Source organism: Campylobacter concisus, from assembly GCF_002913225.1.
In the GTDB taxonomy this organism is placed as follows: Bacteria; Campylobacterota; Campylobacteria; order Campylobacterales; family Campylobacteraceae; genus Campylobacter_A; species Campylobacter_A concisus_J.
On sequence record NZ_PPAW01000057.1, the window covers coordinates 1 to 20,512 of the forward strand.

Genomic DNA, 20,512 nt, shown 5'->3' on the forward strand with positions numbered 1-20,512 from the left:
TTTTAAAATTTAAATAGTTTGATTATTTACTTCTTTTGCAAATTTATAAAACTCATTTTCGGCGTCAAATTTGCTTTTTATTTTGTAAAAAAATTCATCAAATTTAAATGAAATTTCGTCCGAGTGAAGTAGGAGCCTTTTTGCTCCAGTTAAATTTATACGTTCACTCTCGCTCATCTCTTTGTCTAAAATTTTCTCGATCTGCGGACGAGACAAACCATAAAGTGGTTCGCCAAGGATCTTGTGTTTCACATGAAACAAATGCAAGCGAATTTGATGTTGCCTGCCAGTGAATGGGATAGCTCGAATTAAAGTCGTATCGATGTCATCAAAATACTTTATCGGCAAAATTTTAGTCACAGCACTCTTGCCATTTTCACAAATTTGCATTCGCATCTTCACATCGTCGTAGTTGTTTGCCAGATCCATCTTAGCGTTGATCGTAAATTCTCGCTCGATCTTGCCTTGTACCATCGCGACGTAGCTTTTAGAAACCTCTCTGTTTTCAAAGATTTTCTTTAGTTTTATCGTAGAATTTCTATCTTTTCCCACGACTATCACGCCACTTGTTTCAAAGTCTAGCCTATGTGCTACGCTCGCATCTCGCCCAAAAAGTGTGTAAATTTCATCATTTAGCGAGTACTCGCAGTGTCTGCCATTTGGGTGGCTGAGCACCCCACTTGGCTTGTCAAAGACGGCAAAGCTCTCGCACTCAAAGATCGGCTTAAGCCACTTTGGCTCCGCCTCATAGTCGATCAAAAATACATCGCCACATAAAACGGCATTTTTCTCGCTCACGACACTGCCGCCACAGATCAGCCTGCCCTTATCGATGAGGCGCTGGGTTTGGCTCATATTAAAGCCGTTTTGCAGTAAAATTTCATAAGCTTTTTGATGATCTGCAGTGGCGATAAATTTATTTACATAGGGCAAAAATGATCCTTTTGAAAAATGAGCGAGCTATCTTAAGCCCAAATTTATAAGTGTATAACCGACATTTCAGCCCGGATTTTATATAATCAAAACTTAAATTTAGAGAAATTGCACGACGTGATTTCTGGCTCAAAAAGCCAAATTTATACTTTCAGGACAAAAGCAAACTAACACAAAAGGTTCAACAATGGTCGAAAGATACTCACGCAAAGAGATGGCTGAAAAGTGGAGCATACAAGCAAAATACGACGCTTGGCTCAAGGTAGAAAAAGCTGCCGTTAAAGCTTGGAATAAGCTTGGTTTCATAAGCGACAGCGACTGCGAGAAAATTTGCAAAAATGCTAAATTTGAAGTGTCTCGCATCGACGAGATAGAAAAGACAACAAAGCACGACGTCATCGCATTTTTGACAAGTGTCAGCGAGAGCCTTGGCGATGAGAGCAGGTTTGTACACTACGGCATGACCTCAAGCGACTGTATCGACACAGCCGTCGCACTTCAGATGAAAGAGAGCCTAGAGCTCATCATCAGCGACGTAGAGGAGTTTATGCAGGCGGTCAAAGACAGAGCGAACGAGCACAAGCATACGCTCATGGTCGGCAGAAGCCACGGCATCCACGGTGAGCCGATAACTTTTGGCCTTGTGCTTGCCATCTGGTATGACGAGATCGCAAGGGCGCTAAAGCTCATCAAAGACGCAAAAGATACGATCAGCTATGGCAAACTCTCAGGCGCTATGGGAAATTTAGCCCACGCACCGATGGAATTTGAAGAGCTAACTTGCGAGGAGCTAGGTCTGAAAGCTGCTCCAGCCTCTAACCAAGTGATCCAGCGCGACCGCTACGCCCACGTGGTGAGTGCAATGGCTATCTTAGCCTCTACTTGCGAGAAGATCGCAGTTGCTATTAGACACTACCAAAGGACCGAGGTTTATGAGGCGGAGGAGTACTTTAGTCCAGGACAAAAGGGCTCAAGCGCGATGCCACATAAGCGCAATCCAGTCCTTAGCGAAAACATCACCGGTCTTTGCAGGGTGCTACGCTCATACGTCACGCCTTCTCTTGAAAACGTCGCACTTTGGCACGAGCGCGACATTAGCCACAGCTCGGTTGAGAGATTTATCCTGCCAGATATGTTTATCACGGCTGATTTTATGCTGGTTCGCATCAAAAATTTGATAGCAAATTTAGTCGTATACCCAGAAAATATGATGAAAAATTTAAATTTAACAGGCGGTTTGGTATTTTCGCAACGTGTGCTTTTGCAGCTACCGCAGCGTGGAATTTCTAGAGAGGACGCCTACAAGATCGTTCAGCGCAACGCCATGAAGGTCTGGGCGGACTTGCAAGAGGGTAAAAAAGCGATCGACGAGCAAGGCCACAGCCTATTTTTACAAAATTTGCTAAACGACGAGGACCTAACTAAGAGCCTTAGCAAAGATGAGATCAAAGAGTGCTTTGACTACAACTACTACACCAAAAACGTAGATAAAATTTTCGCCAGAGTCTTTGGCAAATAAATTTAAACGCAAGGGGTAAATTTAGCCCCTTACAACTACCCTAATCACAAACAGCTTTAGCGTATTCATCGCAGCCGTCACGAGTAAATTTAACAACTTTGCCCCAGCCACAAATCAACCGCTACCTTTTTAAATTTATTTGTCAAATTTAGCAGCAACGACGGCCATTTAACCTAGTCATCACACTTAGCGTTTTTGCACCGTTTGCTTTTGCAAATGAGAGCTTTGGCTAAAGCACTTGATAAGCTCTATTTTTATCATTTTCTATTTATTTGGCAAAGAGAGTTTTTATATCTTTTTGGATAAAATCTCAAATTAAAATTTAAAACGGAGAGATATTTTTGAAAGTTATAAAACGTAACGGCAGAACAGAAGAGCTTGATATCAGCAAGATCAAAAAATACACAAACGAAGCGGTTCTAGGGCTTAGCAACGTAAGTCTTAGCGAGCTTGAGGTGGATGCAAAAATTCAGTTTAGAGATATGATAACGACTGAGGAAATTCAGCAAACTCTTATAAAAACAGCAGTTGATAAGATCGACATCGACCGCCCAAACTGGACATTTGTCGCTGCGAGGCTATTTTTGTTCGACCTTTATCACAAAGTGACTGGCTTTAACGGCTACAACCACCTAAAAGACTACCTCGCAAAGGGCGAAAAGGTAGGCCGCATCATTCCTGGGCTAAAAGAGAAGTACGACCTTGAAGACCTAAACGCTTACATCAAGCCTGAGCGCGACCTGCAGTTTGCATATCTTGGTATCAAGACGCTTTATGATCGCTACCTCATCAAAGATAAGAGTGGCATGCCGATCGAGCTGCCACAGCACATGTTTATGGCGATCGCGATGTTTCTTGCGCAAAACGAGCTAGACAGCCAAGGCTGGGCAAAGAAATTTTACGACCTCATCTCTAAATTTGAAGTGATGTTAGCCACGCCAACGCTCTCAAACGCAAGGACTACACGCCACCAGCTAAGTAGCTGTTACGTAGGTAGTACGCCTGATAATATCGAGGGCATTTTTGATAGCTACAAAGAGATGGCGCTTCTTTCAAAATTTGGCGGCGGTATCGGCTGGGACTGGAGCAAGGTGCGTGCGATGGGTGGCAGTATCGACGGACACAAAAACGCAGCTGGCGGTATCATACCATTTTTAAAAGTGACAAACGACATCGCAGTAGCGGTCGATCAGCTAGGCACTAGAAAGGGCGCGATAGCCGTTTATGTTGAGCCTTGGCACATGGATGTGAGCGATTTTCTTGATCTGCGTAAAAACTCAGGCGAAGAGAGACGCCGTGCGCACGAGCTTTTCCCTGCGCTTTGGATAAACGACCTATTTATGAAGCGTGTCAAAGAAAATGGCCGTTGGAGCCTCTTTGACCCAGCTCAAGTAAGCGACCTTTGCGACCTTTACGGCGAGGAGTTTGAGAAGAGATATTTGGAGTATGAAAACGACGAAAATATCCAGAAAAACACCATCCTTGCAAAAGAGCTTTGGAAGAAAATTTTAACTAGCTATTTTGAAACAGGCATGCCATTTTTGTGCTTTAAAGACAATGCCAACAAAGCAAATCCAAACGACCACGAGGGCATCATCAGAAGCTCAAATTTATGCACCGAAATTTTCCAAAACACAGCGCCAAACTACTATAAGATCAAGATCACTTATGAAGATGGCGGCGAGGAGCTATTCGACGAAGAAGAGGACATCACGGTCGATAGTGGCATAACTAAAAAAGCCAAAAAGCTTAGCGCGCTTGATAGCCTAAAAGGCAAGCAAATTTTCATCGTAGAAAAAGAGAGCATCGAGGGCAAAACGGCAGTTTGCAACCTTGCAAGTATAAATTTAAGCAAGATAAACAGCAAAGAGGACATCGAGCGTGTCGTACCGATAGCTATTAGGATGCTTGATAACGTTATAGACCTAAATTTCTACCCACACAAAAAGGTAAAACACACAAACCTATCATCTCGCTCGATCGGCCTTGGCGTCATGGGCGAGGCGCAAATGCTAGCTGAGAAAAACGTAAAATGGGGCAGCTATGAGCACTTGGCGCTGATTGATAGCATAATGGAAAACATAAGCTACAACGCGATCTATGCTAGCTCAAATTTAGCCGTAGAAAAGGGTATATATCCAAAATTTGAAGGCTCAAAATGGAGCAAAGGCATCATGCCGATTGACACCGCGAACGAGAACGCAAAAGCGCTTTTAAACGACAAAGGCGGGCTATTTGATGAAAATGTCTGCGACTGGGACAAGCTAAGAGAAAAGGTTAAGCGCGATGGCATGAGAAACGGCTACCTAATGGCGATCGCTCCAACTAGTTCGATCTCGATCCTTGTTGGCACTACTCAGACCATCGAGCCAGTCTATAAACGCAAGTGGTTCGAGCACAACCTAAGCGGCATGATCCCAAATGTCGTGCCAAATTTAAGCCCTGATACTTGGCAGTTTTACACGCCAGCTTATGAGCTTGATCAGAGAATTCTTATAAAAGCAGGCGCGATCCGCCAAAAATGGATAGATCAAGGTCAAAGCCTAAATATCTTTATGAGCCTAGACAAAGCAAGCGGCGGATATCTAAGTGAAATTTACACGCTTGCATGGGAGCTTGGACTAAAATCAACTTATTATCTACGCTCAGAGTCACCAGATAGCGAAAAACTAAACGACGTGGCTGACCGCTCGATCGAGTGTGAGGGATGTCAGTAGGTAAAATTATCCTTTGCTTGCAACAAAGGATAAAAGATGAGTGAGAAAAGTTTTAAAGAAGAGTTTTTAAAAAGAGGTTTTAACAAAGGCATTAAGAGAGAGCGAAAAAGTGAGCTTGATAATTATATTTTAGATATAAACGAACTCTACGAAGAGGGCTACTCTTTGAAAACTATACACTCTTTTTTAGTAGAGGAGAAAGAGCTAGGTATGAGCCTAACTACTTTCTCAAGTGCGTTTAGAAGATTACGTAAGAAAAAAGGATTAGATAGCTCAAAAGAACAAGATAAGAGTAAGGGGGAATAAAAATGCAAGAAAAAGTAAAACAACTAGAAGATAAGAGCGATAAAGTTACTTTTGTTACTGACTTCGAGGGCGAAGAATTTTGCGTTATTAAAATTCCGCCTGCTCTTGGTTTAAAGCCTGAAATTGTAAAAATAGTTGATTATGAAGAGTTAGAAAAAGAGTTAAATAAAGAAAAGGAGAAAAAATGAAAATTAAAGTATTAATTTTTACATTATTTCTAGGTGTATTCAACTTAAGCGCTTATGGAAATTATGATGTATTTCATAAAGAAATGAATAATACAACCAAAGAAAAGGTAGATTGCTCCGACCCAAAAAATAGACCTCGTAGCATAGGCGGAGTATTAAGGGGGGGGGAAGAAAGAGTGTTATCGTAACCTCAATGCTGAAACAGCAAAACGTGATTTAGATTTAACTATCGGACGTAATCCAGTAACGGGCAAAGTAACGTCGAAAGCCGATCTAGCAGGCGGCGACAAAGCTACTAATAACCTTGAGGCGGCGCAACAGAATTTCGGTAAGGCTAAAACCGAGCTTGAGGAGGCAGAAGAGCTTTATCAAAGCAATCCTAGCACTAAATACTCTAACCGCCTTGATAAAGCTCGTAAAGCCTTTAAAAAAGCGCAGCTTGACCTAGAGGCAGCAGAAGAGATAAAAGAGAAAGCAGATAGAAGAAACGCAAAATAGTAGTGATGTGATCTTTTCACGCCTTTGGTGTAAATTTTTTGAGAGTAGAATTTTAAAATCTTTTCAAGGTCTGATTGAAAGCGTTTGCTTAATAAAAGCTTCATTTAGACCTTTCTCTTTTTAAATATGGTCTCATCTCTAGGTCAAATTCATCTAAATTTACACACTCTAATTCACCACGTTTTTTAGCGTTTATTAGCCCCGCCAGATCTTTTTGATCTACTTCATCTAAATATCCGTCGTCATCATAATGATACCCAAATAAGCTTGATCGGTTTGTAAAATTTTAAACAGACTATTTTAAAATATAAAATTAAAATAATTATTTAAGTAAAAATAATCAAATTTTAATTTAAAACCCTTAATATACGTAGAAATATACTTAATAAAACTCTCTAAAATTTTATATTTTTTGATAAATATTATTAAACAAAATAAAATAGTTATCTATCTTTTAAGCTTTCTTGTCCTATACTTTTAAACTCCATATCAAAAAAATAATCAGAAAAGAGCAAGTGATGCGTGAAATTTTAAAACGAGATGGCACAAGGCAAGAATTTGTAGCATACAAGATAGTAGATGCTATAAAAAAGGCATTTGCAAGCGAAAATAAAGCTTATGACGAGCAAGTTTTTACAAATGTAGTCCAAGATATCTTTCAAAAATCAAGTGCGATAACAGTCGAGGACATCCAAGATGCGATCGAAAAAGAGCTATTTGACGGCGGACATTTTGAAGTTTTAAAGAGCTTCATGCTCTACCGCCACACGCACAAGCTCCAACGCGAGCAAATTTTAGGCCTAAACGCCGACACGACCTATATAAACTCAACCCAGACGATAAATGAATATATAAACGGCACCGACTGGAGAATTTCAGCCAACTCAAACACCAGCTACTCAAACGCAGGCCTTATCAATAATACCGCCGGTAAAGTCATAGCAAACTACTGGCTAGACGCTGTTTATAACAAAGAAGAGGGGCTAGCGCACAGAAACGGCGACTACCACATCCACGACCTAGACTGCCTTACAGGGTACTGCGCTGGCTGGAGCCTGCGAGCCTTGCTAAATGAGGGCTTTAACGGCGTTCGTGGCAGGGTCGAGAGCAGAGCTCCAAAGCACTTTAGAGAGGCGCTTTATCAGATGGCAAATTTCTTAGGCATTTTACAAAGCGAGTGGGCGGGTGCTCAGGCGTTTTCTAGCTTTGACACCTACCTTGCACCTTATGTTTTTAAAGACGATCTAAGCGACGCCGAGATCAAAAAGGCGATCACTAGCTTTATTTTCAACCTAAACGTCCCTGCACGCTGGGGACAAAGCCCATTTACAAACGTAACCATAGACATCACCTGCCCAAGCGACCTTAGGGATCAGATCCCAACGAGCGATGATATACACCTTTTTACAAATGTAAAAGATGAGAAAATTTTGAAAAAAGCAAACGAGCGTGGTAGGAAAAATTTGATCGATATGACCTACAAGGACTTTGAGCCTGAGATGGCGCGCATAGATAAGGCATTTTACGAGGTTTTAACAGCTGGCGACAAGTGCTCGCAGCCTTTTACATTTCCGATACCGACGGTAAATATCACAGAGGATTTTAACTGGGATAGCGAAGTGGCAGATGTGCTCTTTGAAAATACCGCAAAAATGGGTTCAAGCTACTTTCAAAATTTCATCGGCTCGCAATACACTTATGACGAAAATGGCAACAAGATAGAAAACGAAAACGCCTACAAACCAGGTCATGTGCGCTCTATGTGCTGCCGCTTGCAGCTTGATCTAAGAGAGCTTTTAAAGCGTGGCGGCGGTCTTTTTGGAAGCGCTGAGATGACTGGCTCAATAGGCGTCGTCACTATAAATTTAGCCCGCCTAGGATACAACTACAAAGGCGATAAGGTCGCACTTTATAACAGACTAAGCTACCTTTTAGAACTAGCTAAATCAACCCTAGAGAAAAAGCGTAAATTTATAAAAGAGATGTATGAAAGAGGGCTTTATCCTTACACGGCGAGGTATCTAAAGCACTTTAACAACCACTTTAGTACGATCGGCATAAATGGCATGAACGAGCTACTTAGAAATTTCACTGATGATAAAGAGAATATTTCAACTAAATTTGGACGAGAATTTGCCCTTGAGATGGTTGGCTTTTTACGTGATAAGATAAGGACATTTCAAGAAGAGAGCGGAAATTTATACAACCTTGAGGCAACTCCTGCTGAGGGCACGACATACCGCTTTGCCAAAGAGGATAAGAAGCGCTATCCAGACATTATCCAAGCAGGCGAGGGCGATAATATCTACTACACAAACTCAACCCAGCTACCTGCAAATTTCACAGACGACGCTTACGAAGCGCTTGATCTGCAAGATGAGCTACAAAGCGCCTACACTGGCGGCACCGTCTTTCACCTATATATGAAAGAGCGCATAAGCTCGGCTAAAGCTTGCAAAGAGCTTGTAAAGAGTATAATCTCAAACTACAAACTCCCATACATCACGATAACGCCAGTCTTTAGCGTCTGCTCAAAACATGGCTACATAGCTGGCGAGCATGAGTTTTGCCCACTTTGTGATGCAGAGCTTATAGAAAAAGAGAAGAAAAAATCCAAATAAGGAGAGAAAATGACAGAAAAAGAAATTTTAGAAAAAGTGCAAGAAAAGCGCACAAGATGCGTCGTTTATACTCGTGTTATGGGCTATCACAGACCAGTTGAGAGCTTTAACCTCGGCAAAAAAGGTGAGCACAAAGAGCGTGTTAAATTTGACGAATACGCAAGTTGTTGCAAGAGATAAATTTCTTGCCTAAAAACAAGAATAAATTTAAAAAAATAAACTAAAATGCAAGCCAAAGGCACGCCCCTTGTGCCTTTGAATTTAAAAAAGGGGTCAAAAACTTGCAAAGAGTCTTTAGTATAACGCCATTTACGACGCTTGACTATCCAGACAAAGTGGCAGCTGTCATTTGGTTTGCAGGGTGCAATATGCGCTGTGGATACTGCTACAACATCGAGGTCGTAAAGTCAAATGGCACTATAAGCTTTAGCGAAGTTTGCGACTTTTTAGACCGCAGGGTCGGCAAGCTAAATGGCATAGTCTTTAGCGGTGGCGAATGTACAGCAAACCCTCTCTTTTTAAGGCTAGCACGCGAGGTAAAGGCGCGCGGTTTTAGCTTAAAGGTCGATACTAACGGCTCGTATTGTGACGTCTTAAAAGAGGCGATAGATGAGGGGCTGATTGATTACATCGCGCTTGATTTTAAAGCCCCAAAAGAGAAATTTATCGGCATCACTGGCTCAAATTTATATGAGAAATTTGCTGCCACGCTAAAATATCTCATAGAAATAAATTTCAAATTTGAAGTGAGAACGACCGTGCATGCGGACTTGCTAAGCGAAAAGGATATCAGCGAGATGTCTGAGCTACTTTACGAGCTTGGATACAGAGGCAACTACTTTTTACAAAAATTCTTTAACACTGGCGAAAATTTTGGAGGCTTAGGCGATCCAAAAAACAGCTTCGATCCAGATAAGATCACATCAAAACTACCTATCAGACTAAGAAATTTCTAAATTTAGTGCAGATAAAAATAGCTAAAAATAAGAAAATTTAACTAAAATTTATCCCAAACCACAAAAACAAACAAGGAGAAACTATGCAAAATTTCACATTTTACAACCCAACTAGAATAGAATTTGGCAAAGACAAAGAGCAAAACATCGGCAAATACATGAAAGAATTTGGCGTAAAAAAGACGCTCATAATATACGGCAGCGATAGGATTATGAAAAACGGACTTTTTGACATCGCCACAAAGAGCCTAAGCGCAAATGGCATCGAGTTTTGCAAGATAGGTGGCGTGAAGTCAAACCCAGTGCTAAGCAAGGTAAATGAGGCTATAAATTTAGCTAAAAAAGAGAGCGTCGATAGCGTGCTAGCCATAGGCGGTGGCTCGGTGCTTGATAGTGCCAAAGCCGTGGCTGCTGGAGTTAGATATAACGGCGATGTCTGGGACTTTTTTACGGGCAAAGATCCAAAAGAAGCGCTTATGATCTTTGACATCATAACACTAGCTGCAACTGGCTCAGAGATGAACGGCGGCGCAGTCGTCACAAACGAAGCCACAAAAGAGAAATTTGCCATGCACGGCGCTTGTCTTTACCCAAAAGTGTCGGTTATAAACCCACTTCTTCAAGCAAGCGTTAGCAAGGAGTACTTGGTCTATTCAGCCTCAGACATCATCGCTCACAGCATCGAGGGCTACTTTACGGCGAGCATCCAGCCTGAGATCATAAATTTATACATCGAGGCAAACATCAAAACGGTCATGAAAACGACTGAAATTTTACTAAAAGAGCCTGAAAACTACGATGCTAGAGGCGAGTTTGCCTGGGCTGCGACGATGGCGCTAAATGGTCTAACTTACGTCGGCACGGCTGGCTACTCATATCCAAATCACATGATCGAGCACGCCATAGGTGCGGTGGTTGATTGCGCGCATGGAGCTGGGCTAAGTGTGGTTATGCCAGCTTGGATGAAGTGGTATAAGAGTAGAAATTTAAAGGCGTTTAAGCGCTTTAGTAAAGAAATTTTTGGCGTTGATGACGCAGACGTAGCCATAGAGAAGCTAAAAGAGTGGTTTAGCAAGGTCGGCACACCAACAAGCCTCATAGAGATCGGCGTTGATGAGTCAAATTTAGACGAGATCATGGCGCTAGTTTATGACTACGCCAAGGGCAGGGGCTTGGAGCAAATTTATACAAAAGAGGCCATAAGCGAAATTTTTGCCTTAGCGAGATAGAATTTATCCAAAATTTACAAAGGATAAACATGAAAAAAGTCGCCCTTATAGCAGGAGCCAGCGGCGCTGTAGGAAGTGAAATTTTAAAAGATTTATGCGAGAGTGAGCACTATAGCAAGGTGGTCGCTCTCGTTAGAAGCGAGCTAAAATTTACTCATGAAAAGCTTGAAGTAAAGATAGTAAATTTTGATGATTTTAAAGATGAGGTGCCATTTATCGCTGATGACGTATTTTGCGCGCTTGGCACGACGATGAAGGCGGCAAAGCACAAAGAGCAGTTTTACAAAGTCGATGTGACCTATCCGATAAATTTCGCCAAATTTGGCTTGGAGTGCGGTGCAAAACGCTTTGTTTTGCTCTCGGCTGCAGGGGCAAACAGAAAGTCAGGCTCGTTTTACCTAAAGGCAAAAGGTCAGGCAGAAGCAAAGATAAAAGAGCTTGGATATAGCTCATTTCATATCGCTAGGCTGCCACTTATCGAGGCTGAGAGAAAGGAATTTAGACTTGGCGAGTATTTGGCGGCAAAAGCATTTAAATTTATCCCAAAAGGCTTTTTTGATGAGTATCGTCCGATGAAGGCGGCTGATATCGCTAAAGTGATCGTGCAAGTAGCGCAAGATGACCACAGCGAGGGTGTGAAAATTTATAGTCCGGTGGAGTATGCGAAGTGAAAAGATACATCGCCATCACTGGAGCAAGCTCAGGCATAGGAGCGGCCGCTGCAAAGGCATTTGCAAGGCGCGGGGAGAATTTGATCCTTATCGCAAGGCGGGGCGAGCTTTTAGAAGAGTTAAAAAGCGAGATAGCTAAATTTGCAAATGTCGATGTGGTGATAGAGCTTTGCGATCTCTCAAAGCAAGAAAATGCCCTTTCTCTTTGGCAAAAATTAGAAAAATTTGAGCTAAAAGCGCTTATAAACAACGCTGGCTTTGGCGACTATAACAAGGTCGGCGAGCAAAATTTAGACAAGATCACTCAGATGATAAATTTAAACATCATCTCACTTGTCACGCTCTCAACGCTCTTTACTAAAAAATATAAAGACAAAGATACACAGCTTATAAACATCTCTTCAATAGGTGGCTACAAAATCGTGCCAAACGCCGTGACCTACTGCGCTAGCAAATTTTTCGTAAGTTCCTTTAGCGAGGGACTTTACCACGAGCTAGCACAAGATAAGCAGGCGAAAATGCAGGCAAAAGTGCTAGCTCCAGCTGCCACAAAGACAGAATTTGGCATGGTGGCAACTAGCAAAGAGAGCTACGACTACGACAAGGCGTTTAAAAAGTATCACACGAGTGAAGAGATGGCGGAGTTTTTGCTTCGCCTTTATGATAGCCACTGCTGCGTTGGCTCGGTCGATAGAGATAGCTTTGAGTTTAGCCTAAGTAAGCCAAAATTTGACTATGCCCTCAAGTATGATGCAAAAAATATAGATAAATAAAGCCAAATCAAGGAAGCAAAATGGCACTACAAAAAGTTGATCTAAACAAGGCCTACCGCCTCATCAACCACGGCCCAACGCTCATCATCTGCGCAAGCCACGAGGGCGTCGAGGACGCGATGAGCGCCTCTTGGGTCTGCCCGCTAGACTACGACAAGATAACAGCAGTCGTAGCCTCTAGCTCATTTACACGCACGCTTTTTGAAAAGAGCGGTAAATTTGGCCTTTGCGTGCCATTTTTCAAAGATACCGCCCTTATCGCAAGACTTGGCACGACCAGCATGCACAGCGACAAAAACAAGCTTGCTGGCGTGGAGATGTTTTACGAAAATGGCGTGCCTTTGCTAAAAGAGTGCGCAGCCTACATGGTTTGCGAGATCATCAAAGACGCCAAAAACGAGAGTGAGTTTGACCTCTTTAAGGCCAAAGTCTTGGCAGCCTACGCCGATACGCGCGTTTTTGAGGGTGGTCACTGGAAATTTGAAAATTTAGATGATGGGCTAAGGACGCCTCACTACGTAGCTGGTGGGCAGTTTTATGCTGACGGGACGGCGAAATTTGAGGAAAAGGCAGCCATTATCGGTTAAAGGACGAAGTATGAAAAGTGCAAAATACCTAGTTTTGGCGGTTTGCTTGGCTGGGGCGTGCTTTGGTGGTGAGCTTAAATTTGATGAGAGTAAATTTGAGCTAAAAAGCGTGCAAGTTGGCGAGAGGACGCTTAAATTTAGAGCTTATGAGGGCATAGTCTATGTGACAAAGCCAACGAGCGACTATGAGGTGCTAAATTTTTACGTGCCAGAGGGTAAATTTGACGATAAAACTACGGCTATTTTTATGCAAAATGGCATAGGCGGCTACATGCCAGCCAAACCGCAAAAGCCAGAAACCAAAAACGAAAAGCCAAATGCCACTCTCGAAGCGCTTCTTAGAGGATACGTCGTGGCAAGCGTTGGCGCTAGGGGTAGGACGCTAAAAGATGGCGAGAGCTTCATCGGCAAAGCCCCAGCTGCGATAGTCGATCTAAAAGCGGCCGTTAGATATCTTAAATTTAATGACAAATTTATGCCAGGCGACGCAAACAAGATCATCTCAAACGGCACGAGCGCAGGCGGCGCGATGTCGGCACTGCTTGGTGCTAGCGCAAACGCAAAAGAGCATGAGCCATATCTTAGCGAGCTAGGCGCTGCGAAGGCGGACGATCAAATTTATGCCGTCTCAGCCTACTGCCCTGTTACAAATTTAGAGCATGAGGACGAGGCGTATGAGTGGATGTTTGGGGATTTGGATAAATTTGAAAGGATTGATTTTGCAAGTCTTGACGCGGCTAGCTTTAACGACAGGAGCAAAAAGCCAAAGATGATAGTAGGCGAGCTAAACGCCACACAAAAAGAGCTCTCACGTGAGCTAAAAACTAAATTCCCAGCCTATCTAAACTCGCTAAATTTAAAAGATGCCAAAGGTCATACGCTAAGCCTTGATGAAAATGGCGAGGGTAGCTTCAAAGAGTATATAAACGCCCTCATCTCAAAGGCATTTACCGCTACAAAAAGTAGCGACAAAAGCACGCTCACGCCTAAATTTATAACTCTTGACACGCAGGGTTGCTCGCTTGGATATACGTTTAAGCTAGAAGACTTCATCGCCTCGCTAAAACGTGCCAAAGCGCCAGTTGCCTTTGACGGCCTAGCTCTTGAAAATGCTGAAAACGACCTTTTTGGCGATAGCAAAACGCCTGCAAAGCACTTTACTAAATTTGCCAAAGAGCGCAGCGTGGGCGAGATGGCGGAGGCTAGCGTCATAAAGATGATGAATGCGATGAACTACACCGCAAACAAAGAGGCGGCGAAATTTTACCGCATAAGGCAGGGCACAAACGACACCGACCTAGCCCTTGCCGTGCCTGCTATGCTCGCACTCTCGCTTAAAAATGCTGGCAAAGAGGTTGATTTTGAAGCGGTCTGGGGGCAAGGACACGGCGGCGACTACGACTTAGACGAGCTTTTTGCTTGGGTAAAAAGAGTGGTTGAGAGATAAATTTAAAGGAGAAAGTATGAGAAATTTTAAAATTTTCAAGGAGAGTAAAGATGAAAAGTAAGGCACTAATTTGTGTTTTATTGCTTAGTCTGTTTTCATCTATTAGTTTAGCAGCGGTTGATTGCAGTGATCCTAAAAACAGACCTCGTGATATAGGCGGCACATTAATAGGAGGAAAAAAAGAGTGCTATCGTGAGAACAAAAAAGATAGCAAACGTGACTTTGATGCCACTATCGGTAGAAATCCAGTCACTGGCAAGGTCACATCAAAGGCTGAGCTACTAGGTGGCGATAAAGCTACAAATAACCTTGAAAAAGCTCAAAAGAGCTATGGTGACAAGAAATTTAAGCTAGAAGAGGCAGAAAAAGCCTATGCTGATAACCCAAGTGTCAAAAACTCTAACCGCTTAGAAAAAGCACGTAAAGCCTTTAAAAAAGCACAGATCGATCTAAAAGGTGCAGAAGAGATAAAAGCTAAGGCTGATATGAAAAAGGCGAAGTGATAAGGAAATTTGATGTTTAAAAAGCTATTTTTACTAGCGGTTTTGGCGGTTTTTGCCTTTGGGGCGGAGGCGAAAGTGAGCTTACAGGAGCTGCTTGTGACGCCAAATAACAAGACTTTGTTAAAGCAGCTTGGCAGGGAAAATATACTAAGCGCAAAGAGCGAGCCAGACACACAGGCGATCTTTTTTGCGAGCGCAAAGAGCAAGCCAGAGCTATTTTACGTGCTTGAGTTTTACAAGGACGAGGCGGCTTATAAAAAGCACGTAGCTTCAGCGCACTATAAGAAATTTGCAAGTGCGAGTGCTGAAATTTTAGCTAGCAAAAAGGCTATAAGCTTGAAAAAACGGGCTACTTTTTCTAAAAATTTAACCCCAGAGCGCCTAAAAGATGCCTACTTTCACATCACAAATTTAAGCCTTTTGGCAAAGAGTGATGCGAAATTTGAAAAGCTAGTGAAAAAATATATGCAAAAAAGCGTAGATGAGGGAGCTTACGCGCAGTTTGCCTTTAGTCAAAAAGACGCGCCTAGCAAGTGGGTGCTGGTTGAAATTTACAAAGATGAGGCTAGCTTTGAGAGCTACCGCCACAGCGCAAACTACAAGGCTTACGCCAAAGAGCGAGCTGGATTAATAGATGAATTTGATGGCTTTGGTTTAAAAAACGAGACCTCATTTAGCAAGGTAAAATTTTAGGAGATTTATGAAGAAAATTTCACTTTTTTGCGCATTGGCACTTTTTGGCACTTCGGCATTTGCCCTTGATAAGGCAGGATGTGTGAGTTTAAAAGATGTGAAAATCTTACATAACGAGATGATAGATGTGGAGTGAGAGCGGCAACGGCATAGACGTGGGTCCGCTTGAGGCGTGGCATGAAAAGGGCGAAGCGCTAAAGAGCATGCTGGCACAAAGCAAGAGCTGCGCCGGCAAGGAATTTTTAGTGTGTGCCTATCCAAAGGCGGCTACATACATAGGCGGTGACGCAAGCAAGGCATGTAGCTTTGTTTGTAAATAAATTTAGGTGGAAATTTGATACCAATAAAATTTTATAGATATGTTTTTGCGTTTATAATGTCAGCATTTATGGCGTTTTTTATGTCATTTGTGCTGACGTATCTAAACCTTGGCTTTGTTGATGGTTTTGTGAAAATTTGGCTAATTGCTTATGTAAAAGCCTTTGTGGTGGCGTATCCTGTGCTTTTGCTAGTTTCGCCATTTGTAGCAAAGATCACGCAAAATTTATGTAAAAAAGAGAGTTAAATTTAAAGAGTGGCTAGAGAGCTAGCCACGTGAAGGTTTATTTTAAAAGACCTTGTTTTTTCATTTGATCCATTACTTGAGCAAACATCTCTTTAGCTTGTTTGCAAGTAGCGTCTTGTTGCTCTTTTGGAAGTGCAGCAAGTTGATCCATTGATTGTTTCTTTTGATCTTCGTACATTTTTACTTGTTGCTCTTGACCAGCTTGTTTGTAAGCTTCGACCATTTTGTCGATGTCTGAGAAGTAAGACTTGCAAGTATCTGTAAGATCTGCAGCGTTTAGGCTTAGTGCAAAGCCAAGAGTAGCTAAAACTAAAAGTGATTTTTTCATCTCTTTCTCCTTGTGAAAATTTAAGGAGATTATATAACTTTTTTATTTTAAATAGATTTAAATTTATTAAATTTAGCCAAGACAAGCGCCTTGGCTAAATTTTTGGCTTTTTAGCCTAAGAATTCGCGCTTAAAATACTCTTTTGGAGCTTTGCAAAGTGGGCAAGCGCCTGGAGCTTTTTTGCCTCTGTGAACGTGTCCGCACACCTCGCAAACCCAGATATCTTCTTCGTCGCTCTCAAAAAAGCCCTCTTCATCAAGCATCTTTTTAAGCTCTAAATACTCTCTTTCATGCTCAACTTCAACCTTGCCGATCGCGTTAAATAGCCTCTCAACATCTTTTAACTCTTCTTCTTTTGCGATCTTTGCAAAGTCTGGATACATCGTCGTATGCTCGTAGTTTTCGCCAGCTGCAGCGTCAAGTAAATTTTTATCCATCTTATCGATCGGATCGTTCATCATCTCGTGATATTTCTTAAATTCAGCCCTTGCGTGCCATTTCTCGTTTTCAGCTGCCTCGTAAAAGTGTCTAGCTATCGCGTGATAGCCTGCTTCTTTAGCTAGATCGCCGTAAAGCTCATATTTGTTTCTAGCTTGTGACTCGCCAGCAAATGCCTTCATCAAATTTACCGCTGTTAAATTTTCAGTGATGCATTTCATCTCTTCGCCGCAACAGGTTAGTGTGCCGCCTCCAACTTTTTGAACTTCGATCTCGTTGCCGCATTTCTCGCATTTGTATGTTTCATACTGTCTCATTTTGACTCCTATTTTGATAAAATTTGAGCGGATTATAACCAAATAATTAAAATATGTAAATAATAATTTTTATTGATAACGTATATTATTTTTATAAATTTAACAAAATACAAAATCACCAAATCCATCATCATAAATTTAAAAAAGATAAATTTCAGCCAAAATTTATTCTAGCGTTAAAAGTGCGGTTGAGCTTGGTTGTAGAATAACTCAAAATAAATCATCCAAAGGAGATCATCATGAGTTTTCTATCTAAATTTAGTAAGGCTATCTTTGCCGTTGCAGTTGCTGGAGCGATCAGTGCGAGTGCATTTAGCGAGGGCGAGGACTATGTCAAGCTTGAAAAGCCACTAAGTGTGGGACAAAACACGTTAGTTAAAATTTTTAGCTACGCTTGCCCATTTTGCTACAAGTACGACAAGAGCGTCACTCCAAAGGTAGTTGAGAAAATTCCTGGCCTAAAATACGAGCCATTTCACCTAAAGACAAAGGGTGATTACGGCGAGGTTGCGAGCAAGGTCTTTGCCGTGCTTATCGTTATGGACGAGGCAAAGGGAGTGAGCTTGTTTGATGAAAATTCACTATTTAAAAAGGCTAAATTTGCCTACTATAAAGCTTACCACGACAAAAAAGAGCGCTGGAGCGATGGCAAAGACGCTGAGGGCTTTTTGAAAACCGGCCTTGATGCAGCTGGCGTTAGCAAAGCAGACTACGAAAAAGAGCTGGCTAATCCAAAAGTGACTGAGCTACTTAAAAAGTGGGATGAGAGCTATGACGTGGCTAAAATTCAAGGCGTGCCAGCATTTGTCATAAATGGCAAATATCTCATCATGACAAAATCAATCAGCTCGCTTGACGGCATGGCAGCACTCATCGAAGAGCTTCTTAAAAAATAAGGCGTCACATGAGCTTTTTTAAAAAAATGGCTAAATTTCAAGACTCACGCATCTCTTGGGCGATCTTAGTCTTTGTAAGCGTCGCGCTTATCGTTATCGCGCACTCGCTCTTTCAAAACTACGCCTATATGCCTCCTTGTGAGCAGTGCGTCTATATACGTTTTGCCTTTTTGTGTATGGCGCTTGGCGGTGTGATCGCTATCATAAATCCAAAAAATTTACTCTTTGCTCTAGTTGGCTACGTCTTTGCCTTTTGGGGAGCGGTGCAGGGCATAATGTATAGCGTAAAACTAGCTAAAATCCACGACGCAGTGCATGGCGATGATCCTTTTGGCGTGCAGGGCTGCTCGACTGAGCCACACTATCCATTTGGCTTGCCGCTTGAGAAGTGGGCGCCTGACTGGTTTATGCCAACGGGCGACTGCGGCTATGACAGCCCTATGGTGCCTGATGGAGCGGTGCTAAGCGATTTGCAAAAGAGCATAGTTGATCTTTACGCAGACGGCTGGTATCTTGTGCCGTCTTCTAAATTTATGTCGATGGCAGATTGCACGCTGCTTGGTTTTGGCGTTTGTTTTGTTGTGCTTTCACTTATGCTTGTTTCAAAGCTTTTATCTTTTAAGAAATAAATTTTAGTTAGCCCTATTTTTGGGCTAACTTAGGATATACTGCGCGCATGGGTATTAATTTAAAATCACAAAATATTAAAATTTATGCGATCATCTTGCTAGCAAGCCTCTTTGTCGTACTTCTTGGGCTAAATAGCTACAACAATGCAAAAGAAAAGATCATCGAACTATCTGATAAAAACAACATCGCAGTTAGTAAAAACATCGTTAGCAACTTTCAAATTTGGCTTGATGAGCGCTTAAATTCGCTCGTCCGTGCGTCAAAATTTATCCAAAACTCTGGCATCATAGATGACGATGCTAAGGTGGCAAATTTCATAAAGCTCTTTAAAGAAAATGCAAAAGAATTTGATCTCATGCAGCTTCTAAGAGAGGATGGCGAGATCTTTGTAGATGGGCAAAAGATCTCAGAAGAGGTGATGTCAAAGCGTGAGCGAGCGGGGCTTATCTGGTATGTCGAGACAAAAAATACAAATGCCCCAAGCGTAAATTTCATGCAAAATCACAAAATTTTAAAGGACTCTACTTTAAATTTATGTGTGCCAGTTGAAAAGGATAATAAATTTGAGGCGGCACTTTGTGGCGTCGTGCGCATAGGCACTATCTTTGATAGCATCAAAAACTTTAGCCTTGCACCAAATTCTTACTCATTTTTAGTAACTCACAGCGGCGAGATACTCACATCGATGGCCGATGCGACGCTAAAAAGAGAGATCGAGGAGAAATTTAAGGAGCTATTTTTAAAAGATGAGGACATCACCAGCCTAAAGATAGGGCAAAATTTGATCCAAGTAGCCGAGATACCGACGATGAACTGGTTTATCGGAGCTGGCACAAACAACGAAGAAGAAATTTTAGCCATGACAAGAGAGGCGCTAAAAAATGCTCTAAATTTACTCTTTGCTTTCGTCGCACTTGCATTTTTGGCAAACAGCCTGCACAACTTTATGTATAACAAGATAAAAAAGGTGCAAGATGAGTATGAGACCTTGCTGGCGCACAGAGCCAAGATGAGCGAGGCTGGGGAGCTGATAAGCGGCATAAGTCATCAGTTCATCCAGCCAGTAAATTCGCTAAAACTTATGCTAAGCTCGGCGATAATGCTAAAAAAAGAGGGCAAGCTAAGCGATGAGGAGCTTTTAAATTTATTAAAAAAAGGGCAAAGCTCGATCGAGCTACTTTCAAAAACAATCGAAATTTTTAGAAATTTTTACAAAAGCGCTGAAAATGTGAGCGAATTTGAGATCCAAACAAGCGTTAGAAATTTAATAACACTTATGCACACAGAGCTTAGCCGTGCAAATGTGAGCGTGAAATTTAGCGGATTTGAAGAGATGAAAGTCTGTCAGATAGAAAACATAATCCAGCAAATTTTACTAATCCTAATCCACAACGCAAAGGACTCACTAGTTGAGAGCTACAAAGATGAGCCACTAAAGCGCGTGATAGAGCTAAAATTTAGAAGCTTTGAAGATAAGTGCTACATCGGCGTTTACGATAATGGCGGCGGCGTAAGCCACGAGATGAGTAAGAAAATTTTTACCTGGCTAAACACGACTAAAAAGCAAGGAAATGGCATAGGACTTTACTTCGCTAAAAAGCTCGCACGTGAGAAGTTAAATGGCGATATCACGCTTGCGCATAACATAAAGCCAACGATTTTTGAGCTAAGTTTTGAGAGGAATTTAAAGGGTTAAA

Annotated in this window: 22 protein-coding genes and 1 pseudogene; 20 read left to right on the forward strand and 3 right to left on the reverse strand. The window is 42.0% G+C overall.

What is annotated here, in order from left to right:
- Positions 1-9: 9 nt before the first annotated feature.
- On the reverse strand, positions 10-933 hold the full coding sequence (locus CYP26_RS08645; protein WP_103631108.1) for a pseudouridine synthase family protein: 924 nt from the start codon (positions 931-933) through the stop codon (positions 10-12).
- Between the two features lie 187 nt (positions 934-1,120).
- Here CYP26_RS08645 and purB point away from each other — a divergent pair, with 187 nt between their 5' ends.
- The 17 genes and pseudogenes from purB to CYP26_RS08725 all read left to right on the forward strand — a co-directional run bounded on the left by purB (position 1,121) and on the right by CYP26_RS08725 (position 16,206).
- A complete protein-coding gene (gene purB, locus CYP26_RS08650; protein ID WP_103631109.1) occupies positions 1,121-2,452 on the forward strand; it encodes an adenylosuccinate lyase in 1,332 nt (443 codons plus the stop codon).
- Between the two features lie 341 nt (positions 2,453-2,793).
- A complete protein-coding gene (locus tag CYP26_RS08655) occupies positions 2,794-5,169 on the forward strand; it encodes a ribonucleoside-diphosphate reductase subunit alpha (protein ID WP_103631110.1) in 2,376 nt (791 codons plus the stop codon).
- Between the two features lie 36 nt (positions 5,170-5,205).
- Positions 5,206-5,475, forward strand: a complete 270-nt coding sequence (locus CYP26_RS08660; RefSeq protein WP_103631111.1) for a hypothetical protein — start codon at positions 5,206-5,208, stop codon at positions 5,473-5,475.
- A gap of 2 nt (positions 5,476-5,477) precedes the next feature.
- A complete protein-coding gene (locus CYP26_RS08665) occupies positions 5,478-5,663 on the forward strand; it encodes a hypothetical protein (protein ID WP_103631112.1) in 186 nt (61 codons plus the stop codon).
- Positions 5,660-5,851 carry a hypothetical protein gene (locus tag CYP26_RS10540; RefSeq protein WP_258031467.1) on the forward strand — a complete coding sequence of 64 codons (192 nt, stop codon included), beginning with the start codon at positions 5,660-5,662 and terminating at the stop codon, positions 5,849-5,851. Before CYP26_RS08665 ends, CYP26_RS10540 begins: the two co-directional genes overlap by 4 nt.
- An 828-nt stretch (positions 5,852-6,679) precedes the next feature.
- Positions 6,680-8,962 (forward strand): annotated as a pseudogene (locus CYP26_RS08675) (ribonucleoside triphosphate reductase).
- 101 nt (positions 8,963-9,063) lie between these two features.
- Positions 9,064-9,738, forward strand: a complete 675-nt coding sequence (locus CYP26_RS08680; RefSeq protein ID WP_103631114.1) for an anaerobic ribonucleoside-triphosphate reductase activating protein — start codon at positions 9,064-9,066, stop codon at positions 9,736-9,738.
- A gap of 83 nt (positions 9,739-9,821) precedes the next feature.
- Positions 9,822-10,967 carry an iron-containing alcohol dehydrogenase gene (locus CYP26_RS08685; RefSeq protein ID WP_103631115.1) on the forward strand — a complete coding sequence of 382 codons (1,146 nt, stop codon included), beginning with the start codon at positions 9,822-9,824 and terminating at the stop codon, positions 10,965-10,967.
- Positions 10,968-10,996: 29 nt separating this feature from the next.
- Entirely contained in the window at positions 10,997-11,638 is a 642-nt protein-coding gene (locus CYP26_RS08690) for an NAD(P)H-binding protein (protein WP_103631116.1), read from the forward strand.
- Positions 11,635-12,411 (forward strand): SDR family NAD(P)-dependent oxidoreductase, encoded by a 777-nt coding sequence (locus tag CYP26_RS08695; protein WP_103631117.1) that lies wholly within the window; start codon positions 11,635-11,637, stop codon positions 12,409-12,411. Before CYP26_RS08690 ends, CYP26_RS08695 begins: the two co-directional genes overlap by 4 nt.
- A 20-nt stretch (positions 12,412-12,431) precedes the next feature.
- Entirely contained in the window at positions 12,432-12,998 is a 567-nt protein-coding gene (locus CYP26_RS08700; RefSeq protein ID WP_103631118.1) for a flavin reductase family protein, read from the forward strand.
- A 10-nt stretch (positions 12,999-13,008) separates the two neighbouring features.
- Positions 13,009-14,445, forward strand: coding sequence for a subtype B tannase (locus CYP26_RS08705; protein ID WP_181000896.1), 1,437 nt, complete (start codon positions 13,009-13,011; stop codon positions 14,443-14,445).
- A gap of 50 nt (positions 14,446-14,495) precedes the next feature.
- Entirely contained in the window at positions 14,496-14,948 is a 453-nt protein-coding gene (locus tag CYP26_RS08710; protein WP_103631119.1) for a hypothetical protein, read from the forward strand.
- Between the two features lie 12 nt (positions 14,949-14,960).
- The gene (locus CYP26_RS08715; RefSeq protein ID WP_103631120.1) at positions 14,961-15,641 is read left to right on the forward strand and encodes a putative quinol monooxygenase; all 681 of its coding nucleotides are present in this window, start codon (positions 14,961-14,963) and stop codon (positions 15,639-15,641) included.
- A gap of 7 nt (positions 15,642-15,648) precedes the next feature.
- Positions 15,649-15,777 carry a hypothetical protein gene (locus CYP26_RS10545; protein ID WP_258031468.1) on the forward strand — a complete coding sequence of 43 codons (129 nt, stop codon included), beginning with the start codon at positions 15,649-15,651 and terminating at the stop codon, positions 15,775-15,777.
- A complete protein-coding gene (locus CYP26_RS08720; RefSeq protein WP_258031469.1) occupies positions 15,767-15,961 on the forward strand; it encodes a hypothetical protein in 195 nt (64 codons plus the stop codon). The genes CYP26_RS10545 and CYP26_RS08720 overlap by 11 nt, the downstream gene beginning before the upstream one ends.
- A 56-nt stretch (positions 15,962-16,017) precedes the next feature.
- Positions 16,018-16,206, forward strand: coding sequence for a DUF2798 domain-containing protein (locus CYP26_RS08725; protein WP_346311044.1), 189 nt, complete (start codon positions 16,018-16,020; stop codon positions 16,204-16,206).
- Positions 16,207-16,243: 37 nt separating this feature from the next.
- Here CYP26_RS08725 and CYP26_RS08730 read toward each other — a convergent pair whose 3' ends face one another.
- Positions 16,244-16,534, reverse strand: a complete 291-nt coding sequence (locus CYP26_RS08730) for a DUF5339 domain-containing protein (RefSeq protein WP_021089936.1) — start codon at positions 16,532-16,534, stop codon at positions 16,244-16,246.
- 110 nt (positions 16,535-16,644) lie between these two features.
- Positions 16,645-17,289: a ferritin family protein gene (locus tag CYP26_RS08735; protein WP_103631122.1), complete on the reverse strand. Its 645-nt coding sequence runs from the start codon at positions 17,287-17,289 to the stop codon at positions 16,645-16,647.
- A 239-nt stretch (positions 17,290-17,528) separates the two neighbouring features.
- Here CYP26_RS08735 and CYP26_RS08740 point away from each other — a divergent pair, with 239 nt between their 5' ends.
- The 3 genes from CYP26_RS08740 to CYP26_RS08750 are packed head-to-tail and all read left to right on the forward strand — an operon-like array spanning position 17,529 to position 20,511.
- Positions 17,529-18,185, forward strand: a complete 657-nt coding sequence (locus tag CYP26_RS08740; RefSeq protein WP_103631123.1) for a thiol:disulfide interchange protein DsbA/DsbL — start codon at positions 17,529-17,531, stop codon at positions 18,183-18,185.
- Positions 18,186-18,193: 8 nt separating this feature from the next.
- Positions 18,194-18,814 (forward strand): protein-disulfide oxidoreductase DsbI, encoded by a 621-nt coding sequence (dsbI, locus tag CYP26_RS08745; RefSeq protein ID WP_103631124.1) that lies wholly within the window; start codon positions 18,194-18,196, stop codon positions 18,812-18,814.
- Between the two features lie 47 nt (positions 18,815-18,861).
- A complete protein-coding gene (locus CYP26_RS08750; protein WP_103631125.1) occupies positions 18,862-20,511 on the forward strand; it encodes a sensor histidine kinase in 1,650 nt (549 codons plus the stop codon).
- Position 20,512 lies beyond the last annotated feature (1 nt).